Below are 15625 nucleotides of genomic sequence, written 5' to 3'. Positions count from 1 at the left end.
CGCACCGGAGTGCGAAGAGTGTGCGCCGTTCGGGTCGGCAGCCACACGGGACTTAGATGCGAACGAGCGCCTTGCCGACGTTCGCGCCCTTCATGAGGCCGTTGAAGGCGTCCAGAGCGTTGTCGATACCGTCGGTGATGGTCTCGTCGTAAGCGATCTTGCCGGCGCCGAGCCATCCCTGCATTGCTTCAGCGAACTGAGGTGCGAGGTGGAAGTAGGCACCCATCGTGAAGCCCTTGATGGTGAGGCCGCGGGTGACAATGTTGGCGCTGTTCTTGATGCCGTTGTCCTTGGCGTTGATCAGTGACATGACACCGCAGATGGCGGCGCGGCCACCATCGTTGAAGGCGCCGAGCGCAGCGGAGAGGTGGTCGCCTCCGACGTTGTCGAAGTAGACATCGATTCCGTCGGGTGCGGCGGCGGCGAGCTGGCCGTCGATGTCGCCATCCTTGTAGTTGAAAGCGGCGTCGTAGCCGTACTTGCTCGTGAGAAGTTGAACCTTCTCGGCAGTTCCTGCGCTACCCACCACCCGCGCGGCGCCGAGCTGGCGAGCAATCTGACCAACCATGGTTCCGACTCCGCCGGCTGCACCGGAAACGAAGACGGTGTCGCCTTCCTTGATCTGGGCGATCTGCGTGAGGCCGGTCCAGGCCGTGATGCCGGTGAGGCCGAGAACGCTCAGGAAGAGGGAGGGCGAGACGCCGGGAACGTTGGGGAGAGCCGTGAACTGCTCGGCGGGGCCCTGCGAAATGTCGCGCCATCCGAGTTGGTGCTGAACGAGCGTACCGACGGGCAGGGCCTCGACGGTGGACTCGATAACTTCACCAACAGCGGCACCGGTCATGGTCTCGCCGAGGTTGTAAGGAGCGACGTACGAGCGGCCCTCGTTCATGCGACCACGCATGTAGGGGTCGACGGAGAGGAACGAGTTGCGAACGCGAACTTCGCCCTCAGCGAGCTCGGGAAGTTCGATCTCGACCTTGACGACGTTCTCGGTGGTGGGCTCACCGGTGGGGCGAGAGGCGAGCTGCCATTGGATGCTGGTGGTCATGTGATGCTCCTTGAAATTGTGGAAGTGGTGAAAGTGAAAAGAGTGGGGGTCGTTACGACTTGTCGGCGACGATGCGCTCAGCGACCGCAACAGACGATGCGGGGTTCTGGCCGGTGTAGAGTTGGCCATCGACAACCACGTAGGAGGCGAACGGCTCCGGGGCCTTCGAATATTCCGCACCGAGTTCAACTAGGCGGGTTTCGACGAGCCACTTGGCCTTGTCGGCGAGGCCGCCGATTTCTTCTTCGCTGTTGGCAAAGCCGGTCATCTTGCGCCCCTTGAGTACCCAGTCGCCGGTCTTCTTGTCGTGGGCGGCGAGCAGGGCGGCGGGGGCATGGCAGAGCACTCCGAGAGTCGTGTTGGACTTCACAGCCTCCACGATCAGCTGGCCGGAGTCATCGTCGACCGCAAGGTCTTCCATGGGGCCGTGGCCACCCGGGTAGAAGATCACGTCGTAGTCACCGGCGTTGACGGCATCCAAGCGAAGTGGATGCTGCAGCAGGGGCTGCAGGTCGGCGATGCGTGATTCGAATTCTGCGACGCGCTCGGCGGAACCGACGCCACCCTCGCTGAGGCTGACGGCGTCAAAAGTGGGGGCGACACCGGCGGGGCTCGCGAGTTGAACCTTCCAGCCAGCCTCGGTGAAGATGCGGTACGGCTCGAGGAATTCTTCTGCCCAGACACCGGTGGGGTGCTGGGTTCCATCGGCGAGCGTCCAGTGCGATGCGGCCGAGAGAACCATAAGTACGTTTGTCATAAAAGCTCCTTACCGAAGACGTTGGTTCTTTATCAAACCAATTGGTTCGACATTATGTCGGCGTGTAGGCTAAGTCAAACCAACAGGTTCGATTTGGAGGTGTTTGGTGGTTTCAACAGAAATGCCGCGTGATCAACTCCGCGGCCGTGAAACAAAACAGCGCGTACTCGAGGCAGCTGCGGCTGAATTCGCCGAGTACGGCGTTGCCGGTGCGCGCATCAACCGCATCGCAGAAACGGCAAAAGCCAGCAAGGAACGCATCTACGCCTGGTTCGGCGACAAAGACGCGCTCTTCGACCACGTCATGCAAACGGGTCTTGACCGCCTCGCCCACGCGGTGCCGATCGACGCCGATCTCGTGGAATACACCGTGCGACTGCACAACTACTTCGTCAACGATCCCTCGGCCGAACGCGTCGCCATGTGGGCCTGGCTGCACGACGCGGCCACCCTCGGCTCCTTCTCTGAAGGGCGCGTCGAGGGCTACCGTCACAAACTCGAGGTGATCGCTGACGCTCAAGAACGCGGTGTTGTTGACTCCTCGTGGAAGCCCGAAGAGTTACTTGCCCTCTTGCTCGCGGTCGCGAGCAACTGGGAGCGAGCGCCGGCAGAACTGCGCTCCATCGGATGCCCCGAGTACGCAGAAAGCGAAGAGGCTCGGTGCGCTTCGGTGCGTCAGGCAGCGCAACGACTCGTGGAGCCGCGCGGCTAGAGCGCGAGCATCCTGCGGCGCCCTGTCTGCGGCGGGAAGCGGCCGCTACTCCGGAGGCCGACTCGTGCTCGACCGCACGATGAGTTCGTAGTCGATCGGGGAGTTCTCGGGAATCTCCGGGTGCTTGCCCGGCACGAGAAGGCTCATCAGAATGTCGACCGCGTGCTCGCCCTGCGCTTGCGGGGACTGCGAAACCGTCGTGAGCCCGAAGAACTCGGAAAGTTCGTGGCCGTCGATACCCATGATCGAGATATCGCGGGGTACGACGAGACCGAGATCCCGGGCAGCCAGGATGCAGCCGATAGCCATCTCGTCGGAGGACGCAAAGATGGCGGTCGGGCGGCGCAACGGATTGCCGAGAAGCTGCTTGGCGGCGTGGTAACCACCCTGAATGGTGAAGTCGGCCGTAGCGAAATACTCGGGTCGAGGCTCGATACCGGCTTCGCGCAGAGCGGCTTCGTAACCGCGGCGACGATTCGTCGGGATGTGAAACTCGAGGTCGAAGTCTTCTGAACCACCAATGTGGGCGATCTTGGTGTGACCGAGGGCCAGCAAGTGGGCGGTGGCGAGGCTCGATACCGCGTCGTCATCCAGCGTGAGGGTTCGCACACCATCAATCGGTCCACCGACACCGACGGCGGGCCTGTCGAGGGCATGCAGCCGCTCGACCTCGCCGGGGGAGAGCTTCAGTGACACCGTGATGATGCCGTCGATGCGCTTGCGCTGTAAGAACTCGTCGAACACTGTTTCGCGCTCGGCAACGCTGCCCGAGAGGTTGTAGAGAGTCACGTCATAGCCGTGACGCATCAGGGCCTGCTGGGCGCCCTCAACGACCGAAGTGAAGAACCAGCGCGTGAGATACGGCACCATGAGGCCGACATTTTTCGTGCGCCCGGATGCCAGACTCGACGCACTCGACGAGACAACGTAATCGAGTGCAGCCGCGGCTTCGGCGACCTTGAGACGGGATGCCGCTGAGACCGGACCATTTCCGCTGAGTGCTCGCGACACCGTCGCCGTGGAGACTCCCGCGCGCTGGGCAACGTCTTCGATGCTTGCCATCAGTTGCCCTCCATTGGATGCGAACGAGATCGGATGCCGCTCAGAGCGGTCTCGCCGCTGCTGATTCTAGCGACCGGCATCCAGTCCCGGCTATTCGGTGCTCTACTGGTTCAGGCCCGCAGCCACACGGTGGTGTCGGCGGGTAGCTCGTCGTGGCTAACGGGGCCGCTGGCCAGCAGCACGTCACCGGCAGGCAGGGGAACTGCCGCATCGCCGGTATTGGCGTAGACGGCGACATCGCCGCTGCGGAACGCGAGCACTGCTTCTGAGCCAGATTCGAGCCATTCGAGCTCGCCGCTGGCCAGTTCGTGAGCACGGCGAAGGGCGAGAGCGTGGCGGTACATCGAGAGCGTTGAGGTGTCATCGTGGCGCTGAACATCGCGGGCGAGAGTTGCCCACTCGGCGGGTTGCGGCAACCACGCGGCATCCGAGGGTCCGAAACCGTACGAGGGCGAAGCAGCCTCCCAGGGAATCGGCACGCGGCACCCGTCGCGACCGTATCGCTCGCCGTTGGTGCGGAACCAAGTGGGATCTTGGCGGGCCTCGTCGGGGAGGTCGATAACCTCGGGCAGCCCGAGTTCTTCTCCCTGGTAGATATACGCGCTGCCCGGAAGGGCAAGCATGAGCGCGCTCGCGGCACGAGCACGGCGAAGGCCAAGTTCAGGAATCGGTAGCCCGGCCGAGCGAGGCCCGATGCCGTGACCCTGCGGGTTTTCGGCGGTTAGCGCGAGACGCGACGCGTGGCGCACAACGTCGTGGTTCGAGAGAACCCACGTGCTGGGGGCTTCGACCGCGGAGAACGCGCTGATCGACGCGTCGATCACGGAACGCAGCGAGCCGGCAGCCCACGGAGTCTCGAGGTAGGGGAAGTTGAACGCCTGGTGCATTTCGTCGGGGCGCACCCACTTGGCCATGTCGGTGAGCGGGTCGACCCACGCTTCAGCGGCAAGGATGCGCTCACCCTCGTAGCTATTGAGAATCTCGCGCCACTCACGGTAAATCTCGTGGACGCCGTCTTGTGCCCAGAAGGGCGCGCGGGCTGCGGCGATCTCGGCATCCGTCGTGCCGGCGCCGCCCATGCTGCCGCCCGCGAGCGGGGCAGTCCAGTCGGGAAGGCCGTCAGCCTTGATCATGCCGTGGGCGACATCCACCCGGAAACCGTCAACGCCGCGATCGAGCCAGAAGCGCAACACGTCGCCGAACTGATCGCGAACCCAGCGGTTCTCCCAGTTGAAGTCGGGCTGGGTGCTGTCGAAGAGGTGCAGGTACCACTGGCCGGGCGTGCCATCGGGGTTCGTGGTGCGGGTCCACGCGTCGCCGCCGAACACCGACTGCCAGTTGTTGGGCGGCAGCTCGCCATTTTCGCCGAGACCATCGCGGAACATGTAGCGATCGCGCTCGGGGCTGCCCGGGCCCGCGGCAAGTGCTTCTTGGAACCACGGATGCTCGCTCGAGGAGTGATTGGGCACGAGGTCAACGATCACGCGCAGTCCCAGCTCGTGGGCGCGACTCGTCATCGAGTCGAAGTCGTCGAGCGTGCCGAAGAGGGGATCAACGTCGCAGTAATCCGCGACGTCGTAGCCGGCATCCTTCTGCGGCGAGGTGTAGAACGGCGAGAGCCAGATGGCGTCGATGCCTAGTTCAGCGAGCTCCGAGAGGCGGTCGCGGATGCCGAGCAAATCGCCCATCCCGTCACCGTTCGCGTCGGCGAATGACCGCGGGTAGATCTGATAAATCACTGCGGAGCGCCACCATTCGGTGGTCTGAAGCACGGAAGTCATGCCCGCCACACTATCGCTTTCGACGCCAGAATCTAAGCGCTTCCACATGACCAACTCCATCTCCGCCTCCGAAACAACTGAACATTTCAGCAAAGGCGCTTGCTCAACACTGTCTCAACAAGGTATACATGGAAGCGCTTGCAGTTTGCAATGCTTTCACTGACGAAAGGCAGCCACCAATGAAGGTGACCAAGAGAGGACTGTGGGCCGTAGGCGCGCTCACCGTTACTGCATCCCTCGTTTTGACCGGATGCACAGCAGCATCCGACACGACCGATAGCGCCGCAGGAAACGGTGGCTCGCTCACCGTCTGGGTCGACGCCGACCGAGCAAGCGTGCTGAAAGATGCCGCCGCCGACTTCACCGCCGAGACCGGCGTCGAGGTCAAGCTCGTTCAAAAAGAGTTCGGTGACATTCGCGACCAGTTCGTCGCACAAGTGCCCACCGGCAAGGGACCCGACATTGTGATCGGCGCCCACGACTGGCTCGGCACGTTCGTCACCAACGGTGTCGTCGCTCCCGTTGAGCTTGGCGACAAGGCTGACGACTTCCAAGCAGTAGGCGTCACGGCGATGAGCTACGAGGGCCAGGTCTACGGCGTCCCGTACTCGATCGAGAACATTGCGCTCGTGCGCAACACCGCCCTCGCTCCCAGCACCCCCGCGACCTTCGACGAGATGGTCACGATGGGCGAAGCTGCCGGAACCGAGTACCCCTTCTTGGTCGGCCTCGACCCTGAAGCGGCCGACCCGTACCACCTCTACCCCTTCCAGACTTCGTTCGGTGCTCCCGTATTCGGCACCGATGCTGACGGAAGCTACGACGCTGAAGCGCTCGAAATCGGCAACGCTGGCGGCGACGAGTTCGCTGCCTGGCTCGCGGAACAGGGTGCAGCAGGAGTGCTTAACACGAACATCACTGGCGACCTTGCCAAAGAGAAGTTTGTCGCAGGCGAGGCACCCTTCTACCTGACCGGACCGTGGAACGTTCCCGCCGCCGTCGAAGCAGGCATCGACGTGGCGATCGACCCGATCCCCTCCGCCGGTGGAGAAGACGCTCAGCCCTTCGTAGGCGTGCAGGGCTTCTTCGTCAGCGCCAAGAGCGAGAACGCGCTCGCCGCGAACGAGTTCATCGTGAACTACATGGGCAGCGAAGAAGTGCAGACCGCACTCTTTGAAGTCGGCGGTCGTGCACCGGCACTCACGGCATCCTTCGAAGCGGCTAGCGCTGACCCGATCGTTGCCGGCTTCGGCACCGTCGGTGAGAACGCCGTACCCATGCCCTCGATTCCCGCCATGGGAGCCGTGTGGGAGTTCTGGGGCGTAACCGAAGCCGCCATCATCAACGGTGGTGACCCCGCTTCGCTCTGGCAGAAGATGTCGGGCGACATTCAAACCGCTATCGCTGGATAGCGCACGGTGGCCGTCCGTCTGCAAGCGGGCGGCCACTTCCTTCCCCCTTTACTTTCTCGCCGTACAAGCGAACCCCACGTCTTCAACGGAGAACCCTCGTGACGACTTCCCCTCAGACTGACCCCGGACCCCTCCGGCAGTCAGCCCGCTCCAAGCGAGCAACCAGAATTGCGGATGCCGCCTCCGGTGGCTGGAAAGTCGTCGCCGCCAAAATTCTCGGCCTCGGTGTCGTCGACGCCATCGCGATCTACGCGCTCTTCGTGCTCGTGCGCAGCGAATCGTGGCTTGTTGCCGGCCTTGTCGCCGCTGTGACGTTGCTCGTCAACTGGATCTACTTCTCCCGCGGCAAGCTGCCCGCCAAGTACCTGGCACCCGGCTTAATATTCCTCGCGATCTTCCAGATTTTCGTGTTGCTCTACTCGGGCTACATCGCCTTCACGAACTACGGCACGGGGCACAACTCCACCAAAGAAGATGCGGTCAACGCCCTGTTGCTCTCGTCTCAAAACCGCGTCGAGGACTCACCCAGCTACAAGCTGACGGTGCTCGAGCAACTGGGCGAAATCTCCTTCCTCGTTACCGAACCCGATGGCAGCGTGAGCATCGGTGGCAATGAGCGCCCCCTTGAAGACGTGCGTAACGCGCAGCTCGAGGGCGGAGTCGCCGTCGGGCTCAACGGCTACACCTCGCTCGGCTTCCAAGACATCATCGCCAAGCAAACCGAGATCGCCGCCATCAGCGTGCCCCTCACCGACGACCCCAACGACGGAATGCTGCGCACCCCAGACGGGTCGAGCGCCTTCCTCTACACCTCCTCGCTCGAGTACGACGAGGCCGCGGGCACGATGCGTGACACGAACTCCGGCACCGTCTACTCCGATATCGGCACGGGTGCCTTCACCTCGGATGCCGGCCAAGAGCTGCTGCCGGGATGGAAAATTGATGTCGGCTTCGACAACTTCATTCGCGCATTCAGTGAGGAATCCATCCGTGGACCGCTGATTAGCGTGACGGTGTGGACGTTCGCGTTTGCCTTCCTCTCGGTGTTCACGACCTTCGCGCTTGGGCTGTTCTTGGCGATCGTGTTCAACGACAAGCGGATGAAAAGCCGCAAGTACTACCGGATCATCATGATTCTGCCGTACGCCTTCCCAGGCTTTCTCTCGGCGCTCGTCTGGGCCGGAATGATGAACCAAGAGTTCGGCTTCATCAACACGGTGCTCCTGGGCGGGGCCGAAGTGCCGTGGCTCACGAACGAGTGGCTGGCCAAGGGCTCGGTGCTGTTCGTGAACCTGTGGCTGGGCTTTCCCTACATGTTCTTGGTGACGACGGGTGCGCTGCAGGCGATTCCCGAAGAGCTCACAGAAGCCGCGACGGTGGATGGCGCGAAGCCGTGGGCGATCTTCAGATTCGTAAAGCTGCCGCTGCTTCTGGTCTCGGTCGCACCGCTGTTGATCTCCTCGTTCGCGTTCAACTTCAACAACTTCAACCTCATCTACATGCTCACCAATGGTGGGCCGCGCGATGTCTCCGCGGGGGTGAATGTTGGCGCCACGGACATCCTGATTTCGATGGTCTACAAGGTTGCCTTCGTGGGAGCCAACCGAGACTACGGCTTGGCGAGTGCCTTCGCGATCATCATTTTCATTTTGGTGGCCGGTATTTCGATCATCAGTTTCCGTCGCACCAAGTCGCTTGAGGAGTTGAACTGAGATGACTACAGCAACTCAGCACCACAATCCGGATGCCGTGATCGACCCGGATGCCACCGTCGTCGGTCACCCGAAGCGGCCCTTCAAGCGCTACTTCCGCGAGACCGGCTGGCGTCACCTCGTGGGAATCGCCATGTCGATCTTCGCCGCGTTCCCGCTGCTGTATGTTTTCAGCGCATCGCTCAACCCGGGCGGCACGCTCGTGACGGCCAACTCGTTGTTCTCGAACTTCAGCTTTCAGAGCTACGTCGATCTGTTCAACCGCCCCCAGCAGCCCTATGCGGCGTGGTTCGGCAACACCCTGTTGATCGGCGGCATCTCGTCGCTCGGCACTGTCTTCCTCGGCGCCCTCGCGGCATATGCGTTTTCGCGCATGCGGTTCATCGGCCGTCGAGTGGGGTTGCTCACGCTGCTGCTCGTGCAGATGTTCCCGCAGCTTCTCGCGGTCGTCGCGATCTTCTTGTTGCTCTCCGGCATCTCCGAAATCTTCCCGGCGATCGGCCTCAACAGCCAGATCGGGCTCATCATGGTCTACCTCGGTGGCGCGCTCGGAGTGAACACCTACCTGATGTACGGGTTCTTCAATACCGTGCCGTCATCCATTGACGAGGCGGCGAAGATCGATGGCGCGGGTCATGCGCGCATCTTCTTCACTATCATCCTGCGCCTCGTTGCGCCGATCTTGGCGGTCGTCGGCCTGCTCTCGTTTGTGGGCACCACGAGTGAGTTCGTGATCGCGAGCATCGTGCTGATCGACCCCGACAAGCAGACCCTCGCGGTGGGCCTCTACCAGTTCGTATCGCAGGAGTTTTCGCGCAACTGGAGCATCTTCGCGGCCGGCGCCGTGCTCGCGGCCATCCCCGTGATGACCCTGTTCTTGTTCCTACAGAAGTACATCGTCGGTGGCTTGACCGCAGGAAGCGTGAAGTAATGGATGCCCTCCTCCCGCACCACGATGGCTCAGCGCTGCACGTCTCCACGCAGACGCCCGCGCTCGGCGCCACCGTCACGCTGCGCCTTCGCGTGCCGGTCGGCTATGGCCCGCTGAAGGCTGTGTGGGTGCGCGAGAATCCCGACCACGAACCGCGCTGGACGGATGCCCGCCTCACCGGAACCGCCGCCGGTTGGGACTGGTGGCAAGCCGACATCGTGGTCGAGAATCCGCGACATGGGTATCGGTGGCTGCTTGTGCACGAGGCTGCGGCTGGGGCTTCTGATGCAGCGGCAGCGCCAGCAGGCCACGGCAACGCAGGCCGCGTCGAGTGGCTCAACCAGAGCGGGCTGCACTCGATCGAAACGCTTGACTCCGAAGACTTTGCGCTGCTCGCCACTCCGGCTGCTCCCGAGTGGTTGGCGGAGACGGTGATGTACCAGGTGTTCCCCGATCGCTTTGCCCGGTCATCCGCCGCCGATGCTCACGCCAAGCCTGAGTGGGCAATTGCTGCGCGTTGGGACGAGCCGGTTGACCCGGTGCTACCCGGCCGCTCGAAGCAGTTCTATGGGGGAGACCTCGACGGCATCACCGAGCACCTCGATCACCTGACCTCGCTCGGCGTGACGATGCTGTATCTCACGCCGATCTTCCCTGCCCGCTCCAACCATCGCTATGACGCGTCGAGTTTCGTGGATGTTGATGAACTGTTGGGCGGGCGCGAAGCGCTGATCCGTTTGGTGGGGGAGGCTCACGCTCGTGGGCTCAAAGTCATCGGAGACCTGACGACGAATCACTCCGGCGATGCGCACGAGTGGTTCCAAGCCGCGCTCGGAAAACCCGATGCGGCCGAGGGGGACTTCTACTACTTCACGAACGACGAGCACACCGAGTACGTGGGCTGGCTGGGCACGCCGAGCCTGCCGAAGTTCAACTGGAACTCGACCGAACTGCGTCGCCGGTTCATCGAGGGCGACGATTCGGTGGTCGCGCACTGGCTGAAAGAGCCCTACAACTTCGATGGCTGGCGCGTGGATGTCGCGAACATGACCGGCCGGATGGGCGCTGAGGATCTCAACGAGGAGGTGCGGCAGATCATCCGTCGCACCATGGAAGACGTGAACCCGGACACGGTGCTGTTGGCGGAGTCGACGAACGATGCCGCGAGCGATCTGCAGGGTGATGCGTGGCACGGGGCGATGACGTACCCGTCGTTCACGAGGCCGGTTTGGGGCTGGCTCACCGAACCCGGTGACACCTCGCACGTCACCGCGGATGCGTCGATCGACCCCGAGGCGTGGTTCTTCGGGCAGCCCATCGGCGGCATCCCGAACTACAGCGCGCGCGAGTTCGCGGAGATGACGGTGCGGTTCACGGCCAGCATTCCGTGGCGCATCCGGCTCGGCAACATGAACGCGCTCGACACTCACGACACCGCTCGATTCCGCACGCACGCGCCCGCCGAGAACGTGCCGCTCGCTCTCGCACTCTCGGTGACGCTGCCGGGTGTGCCCGTCGTCTTTGCCGGCGACGAGTTCGGTCTCAGCGGCGACGACGGCGAAATGTCGCGCACGCCCATGCCGTGGGGAACTGAAACTGACCCGGCAGTGGCGCCCACGCTTGAGGTCTATCGCCAGCTAATCGCACTGCGGCGCGACCTGCCCACGCTCTCGCACGGCGGCCTGCGCTGGTTGCACGTTGCGGACGACTCGCTCGTCTTCGTGCGCGAGGATGCCGCCGCCACCGTTCTGGTGGTTGTTGCACGCTCGCCGCTGACGGTGACTCTGCCTGCCAATGCTCTCGGCGTTGAGCTGGGGGCGGATGTTGCGAGCCCTGCATTCCTCTCCGGCGACGCGACTCTGGCACCCTCTGCCGCCGGGCTCACGCTCTCGGCGGCTGCCCGCACCTGTGCGATCTGGACTCTGCCCGGCGTCGAGCGCCCCGAGGCGCGCTGAGACCTGCAAGCGCAGGGCGTCGCGACTAAGGCGCTGTAACGTCGATGAGCACCTTGCCGACGGCTCCGCTCTCAACGAGAGCGTGGGCATCCGCAGTCTGCTCCAGTGAGAAGCGGTGCAGGGGCAGGCCGGTTTCTTCGCCGATGCCGAGCGCACCATCCGCGAGGGCGATGTTGATGGTGTCGCCGGCGGCTCGAATAGCGTCGATGCCGACGGTGTAAAGCAGCACGAATTGGTAGCGCACGTTGAGGGCGAAGTGACGGCGCACATCGAGGGTTACTTCGTCGCCGCCGTTGTTGGCGTAGACAGAGATCGAGCCGCGGTTGCGGATGACCGCAAGGTCGAGCTCCGCGTTCTGGGCGGGAGCTACTTCAACGATCTGATCGACGCCCTCGGGGGCAATCGCGCGGATCTGCTCAACGATGTCGGCGTCGGTGTAGGTGAGCACGTGGTGAGCGCCAGCGGCGGTAGCGAGCGCTGCTTTGGTTGGTCCGCTCACGGTCGTGATCACGGTCGCGCCGGCCCAGCGAGCAAGCTGAATGGCGGCATGGCCTACGGCACCGGCTCCACCGGCAACGAGTACGACCTTGTCGCTGAGAGCGGTCGGATGCAGTTCGTCGGGCCCGTCTTCGGCTACCGTCAGCGCTCGGTACGCGGTGATTGCCGGAACGCCCATGCTCGCGCCCTGGTCAAAGCTTGCGCTCGCGGGCAGCGCGAAAACACGTTCGGCGGGCAGCACAGCCTGCTCTTGGCTCGTGCCGCTGTTCGAGCGTTGGTACGCCGCAAGGGCGAGCCACACGCGGTCGCCGACGCTGACATCTTGCACGTCAGAGCCGATCGCTTCGACGATTCCGGCACCGTCTTGGCCGGGAACAACCTCATCAAAGGGCAATGCCTGACCGGATGCCGCACCGCGCCGCGACTTCCAATCGGTCGGGTTCACCCCGCTCACGACGATGCGCACACGCACTTCGCCGGGCCCGGGTTCAAGCACCGGCCGCTCAACCAACTGAAGTACGGAGGGGTCGCCGGTCTCGCGGTAAACAATTGCTCTCATACCTAGGTCAACAGGGCGGCGCCCCCGCAGAATTCCGAAACTCAGAAGATCAGCATCCGAATTCCGGCTGGCGTTCGCCGCGGCACGCGAGAAAATCTAGTGCCCGGGGATCGCACTCCACGGTGCCCGCATGGTGCGCACGAAGGAGTACATCACGAGGGTGGGGTGGTGGTGTTCGAGGGCGTAGAAGATGCGCTCGCCGCTGAGGGTGACGCCGATGGTCTCCCACATCTTGGCTTCAGTGCCCTTGTCGAGCTGCAGCAGATCGGCGTACTTGTCGTCGAGCAGAGCAACGCCGGCGGTCACGATCTCCCACGCGATTCCTTCGCCCCAGAGCTTCTTAGCCGACTCGTAAACCGGGTCGGTGGGGTTGATGGGGTCGTGTTCGCCAGCGGGCAGCGGGATCGTGTATTCGGCGACCATCGCGGCTTGGTCGTCGGCGAACCAGCGCAGCACGATCTTCACGGCGCGGGTGGTGCTGAGGGGAGAAAGCAAGGGAGCGAGATCAGCGGGAAGCTCGATCATTTCGGCCGTCAACACCTCAACCGAGGGCGTGTAGCCCATACGCGCGAGCACTTCACCGTATGACACACTCGCCTCGAAGCGTGCGCTCAAACGCAGAGCAACCGGGTCGACGACGGTGGCGGCGCCCTGGCTGCGAATCACAATCCCTTGACGCTCCAACTGCGCGAGCGCGACCCGAACCTGCGGGCGGCTGCAGTTCAGCCACTCGGCAAGCTTGAGCTCGCCGGGCAGCAGAAAGTTGGAGTCACGGGCCGCTTCCCGCACATGACGAAGCACGCCACTGAGAATTCGCTCGTCTTCTGTGAGCGATCCCGTAGCGATGCGGCCTTCGGGGACCGTAATTTCCATGTGCGCTCCTATGCGGCGATCGACTCTCGAGCGGCCACAAAAGCCTCAACGCAACGGCTGATGTCCTCGCTTGAGTGTCCAGCCGACAACTGTACGCGAATACGAGCTTTGCCCAACGGCACCACGGGGTACGAGAAAGCGATGACGTAGACGCCGAGCGTGAGCAGGGCATCCGCCATGGCAACAGCTTCGTGTTCGTCGGCAAACATGACCGGAATGATCGGATGCTCGCCCGGCAGTAGCGTGAACCCGGCCTCGGCCATTCCGCTGCGGAACTGTTCAGCATTCGCTTTGAGCTTGGCACGGCTCTCGGCGCCTTCCGCTACAAGGTTGAGCGCTTCGATTGAGCCGGCGACCACCGAGGGGGCAACGGCGTTCGAGAACAGGTACGGCCGTGCGCGCTGGCGCAGCAGCTCGACGATCTCGGCGTGAGCGCTGATGTAACCACCGGATGCTCCACCCAGAGCCTTGCCGAGCGTGCCCGAGATGATGTCGACGCGGTCGGAGACGCCACAGTGCTCGGGCGTTCCGGCTCCGGTCTCACCGACGAAGCCGACAGCGTGCGAGTCGTCAACCATGACCATCGCGTCGTACTGCTCGGCGAGGTCGCAGATCGCTTCGAGGGGAGCGAGGTAGCCGTCCATCGAGAAGACGCCGTCGGTGACGATGAGGCGACGGCGGGCATCCTTCGCGGCAATCAGCTGCGCTTCGAGGTCGGCCATGTCCCGGTTCTTGTAGCGGTAGCGAGCCGCCTTCGAGAGGCGAACGCCGTCGATGATCGAGGCGTGGTTGAGCTCGTCCGAAATCACGGCATCCTCCGCACCGAGCAGCACCTCAAAGATGCCGCCGTTGGCGTCGAAGCACGAGGGGAACAGGATGGTCGCCTCCATGCTCAGCAGCGCCGAAAGCCGGTTCTCGAGCTCAACGTGCTGGGTCTGGGTGCCGCAGATAAAGCGCACACTCGCCATGCCGAAGCCCCAGTCGTCGAGGGCACTCTTAGCGGCGGCCACGAGGCGCGGGTGGTTGGCGAGGCCGAGATAGTTGTTGGCGCAGAAGTTGAGAACGGGTTTTCCGCCCGCTTCCACATGCGCTGCCTGCGCAGTGTCGAGCTGGCGCTCGGTCTTGTAGAGGCCCGCCGAGCGGATCTCGCTCAGGGTGTCGTTGAGTTGGTCGCGAACTGTTCCGTACATGATGTGCTCCTGAAAGTTGTGGGGTGGGTCGGTGGCGAAAGCGACGGGCGCTACGACCAGTCGATGATGACCTTGCCGCCGTTTCCGCGGCGAGCGGTCGCGAACGCTTCTTCCCACTGTTCGGCGGGGAAGCGGTCGGTGACCACGGCAGAGACATCCAAACCGGTGTGCACCATGGCGTTCATGGCGTACCAGGTCTCGAACATTTCGCGGCCATAGATGCCCTTGATGGTGATCATGTGGGTCACAACGGTGGCCCAGTCGATGCCGATGGGTTCGGCGGGCAGGCCGAGCATCGCAATGCGGCCGCCCTGATTCATGTTGCTGATCATCTCGGGCAGCGCGGTGGGGTGACCGCTCATTTCGAGCCCAATGTCGAAGCCCTCTTTCATACCGAGCTGCTCTTGAGCTTCAGCGATGCGGGTCGTCGACACGTTGATCGCGAGGTCGACGCCCATGTCGCGGGCGAGCTGCAGGCGTTCTTCATTCACGTCGGTCATCACGATGTGGCGAGCGCCAATGTGGCGAGCAACCTTCGCGGCCATGAGCCCGATTGGCCCGGCACCGGTGATGAGCACGTCTTCGCCGACCATCGGAAACGAGAGTGCGGTGTGCACAGCGTTGCCGAGGGGGTCGAAGATGGCGGCAAGCTCGGGGTCGATGTCGAGTGGATGCGCCCAGACGTTCTGTTCAGGAATCACGACGAACTCGGCGAAGGCGCCGTCGCGGTTTACACCAATGCTTGAAGTGAATTTGCAGAGGTGGCGGCGGCCGGCGCGACAGTTGCGGCAGTGGCCGCACACGACGTGGCCTTCGCCGGAGACGAGAGCACCGACCTCGACCGAGGTCACTCCTTCGCCCAGCTCAACAACGTGGCCTGAGAACTCGTGGCCGGGGATGAGCGGCGCATTGATGGCGCCGGCGGCCCACGCATCCCACGATTCAATATGCAGGTCAGTGCCGCAAATTCCGGTGCGGGCAACCCTGATTTTTACCTCGCCACGACCGGGCGTTGGTTCGCGGCGTTCGGCCAATACGAGGCCTGGTCCGGCCTTGTCCTTGTAGAGGGCTTTCATCGTTGATTCCTCTCAGGCGGCGCGACATGGCGCGTGGTGTGCGCTTGTGGCGCACC

13 protein-coding genes are annotated in these 15625 nt (G+C 63.3%); 5 read left to right on the top strand and 8 right to left on the bottom strand.

All coding sequences use genetic code 11. The annotated features are described in order from the left end of the window. Positions 1-52: 52 nt before the first annotated feature. Both ACWTV1_RS12695 and ACWTV1_RS12690 read right to left on the bottom strand, forming a co-directional pair. Positions 53-1051 (bottom strand): NADP-dependent oxidoreductase, encoded by a 999-nt coding sequence (locus tag ACWTV1_RS12695; protein ID WP_498505607.1) that lies wholly within the window; start codon positions 1049-1051, stop codon positions 53-55. A gap of 52 nt (positions 1052-1103) precedes the next feature. Then, positions 1104-1808: a type 1 glutamine amidotransferase domain-containing protein gene (locus ACWTV1_RS12690; protein WP_498505606.1), complete on the bottom strand. Its 705-nt coding sequence runs from the start codon at positions 1806-1808 to the stop codon at positions 1104-1106. A gap of 106 nt (positions 1809-1914) precedes the next feature. Here ACWTV1_RS12690 and ACWTV1_RS12685 point away from each other — a divergent pair, with 106 nt between their 5' ends. Next, entirely contained in the window at positions 1915-2520 is a 606-nt protein-coding gene (locus ACWTV1_RS12685) for a TetR/AcrR family transcriptional regulator (protein WP_341620644.1), read from the top strand. Positions 2521-2565: 45 nt separating this feature from the next. On the opposite strand, the gene ACWTV1_RS12680 is transcribed toward ACWTV1_RS12685, so the two are convergent. Next, on the bottom strand, positions 2566-3582 hold the full coding sequence (locus ACWTV1_RS12680; protein ID WP_498505605.1) for a LacI family DNA-binding transcriptional regulator: 1017 nt from the start codon (positions 3580-3582) through the stop codon (positions 2566-2568). A 110-nt stretch (positions 3583-3692) separates the two neighbouring features. Then, complete coding sequence (locus ACWTV1_RS12675) at positions 3693-5363, bottom strand: glycoside hydrolase family 13 protein (protein WP_498505604.1); 1671 nt, start codon at positions 5361-5363, stop codon at positions 3693-3695. Positions 5364-5542: 179 nt separating this feature from the next. On the opposite strand from ACWTV1_RS12675, the gene ACWTV1_RS12670 reads away from it, so the two are divergent. From ACWTV1_RS12670 to ACWTV1_RS12655, 4 genes are all read left to right on the top strand, one after another. Further along, a complete protein-coding gene (locus ACWTV1_RS12670; RefSeq protein WP_498505603.1) occupies positions 5543-6775 on the top strand; it encodes a sugar ABC transporter substrate-binding protein in 1233 nt (410 codons plus the stop codon). 98 nt (positions 6776-6873) lie between these two features. Next, positions 6874-8487, top strand: a complete 1614-nt coding sequence (locus ACWTV1_RS12665; RefSeq protein ID WP_100389413.1) for an ABC transporter permease subunit — start codon at positions 6874-6876, stop codon at positions 8485-8487. A 1-nt stretch (position 8488) separates the two neighbouring features. Then, positions 8489-9418, top strand: a complete 930-nt coding sequence (locus ACWTV1_RS12660) for a sugar ABC transporter permease (protein WP_498505602.1) — start codon at positions 8489-8491, stop codon at positions 9416-9418. After that, entirely contained in the window at positions 9418-11373 is a 1956-nt protein-coding gene (locus ACWTV1_RS12655; protein WP_498505601.1) for a glycoside hydrolase family 13 protein, read from the top strand. Before ACWTV1_RS12660 ends, ACWTV1_RS12655 begins: the two co-directional genes overlap by 1 nt. Positions 11374-11398: 25 nt before the next feature. Here the strand turns inward: ACWTV1_RS12655 and ACWTV1_RS12650 are convergent, their stop codons facing one another. The 4 genes from ACWTV1_RS12650 to tdh all read right to left on the bottom strand — a co-directional run bounded on the left by ACWTV1_RS12650 (position 11399) and on the right by tdh (position 15569). After that, positions 11399-12430, bottom strand: coding sequence for an NADPH:quinone reductase (locus ACWTV1_RS12650; RefSeq protein WP_498505600.1), 1032 nt, complete (start codon positions 12428-12430; stop codon positions 11399-11401). Between the two features lie 96 nt (positions 12431-12526). Next, the gene (locus ACWTV1_RS12645; protein WP_498505599.1) at positions 12527-13303 is read right to left on the bottom strand and encodes a GntR family transcriptional regulator; all 777 of its coding nucleotides are present in this window, start codon (positions 13301-13303) and stop codon (positions 12527-12529) included. A gap of 8 nt (positions 13304-13311) precedes the next feature. After that, on the bottom strand, positions 13312-14493 hold the full coding sequence (locus ACWTV1_RS12640) for a glycine C-acetyltransferase (RefSeq protein ID WP_498505598.1): 1182 nt from the start codon (positions 14491-14493) through the stop codon (positions 13312-13314). 50 nt (positions 14494-14543) lie between these two features. Next, complete coding sequence (tdh, locus tag ACWTV1_RS12635; protein ID WP_498505597.1) at positions 14544-15569, bottom strand: L-threonine 3-dehydrogenase; 1026 nt, start codon at positions 15567-15569, stop codon at positions 14544-14546. Positions 15570-15625 lie beyond the last annotated feature (56 nt).

It is taken from the genome of Salinibacterium sp. VpJ6 (assembly GCF_059767345.1).
This window is presented reverse-complemented; position numbering and strand designations above follow the sequence as displayed.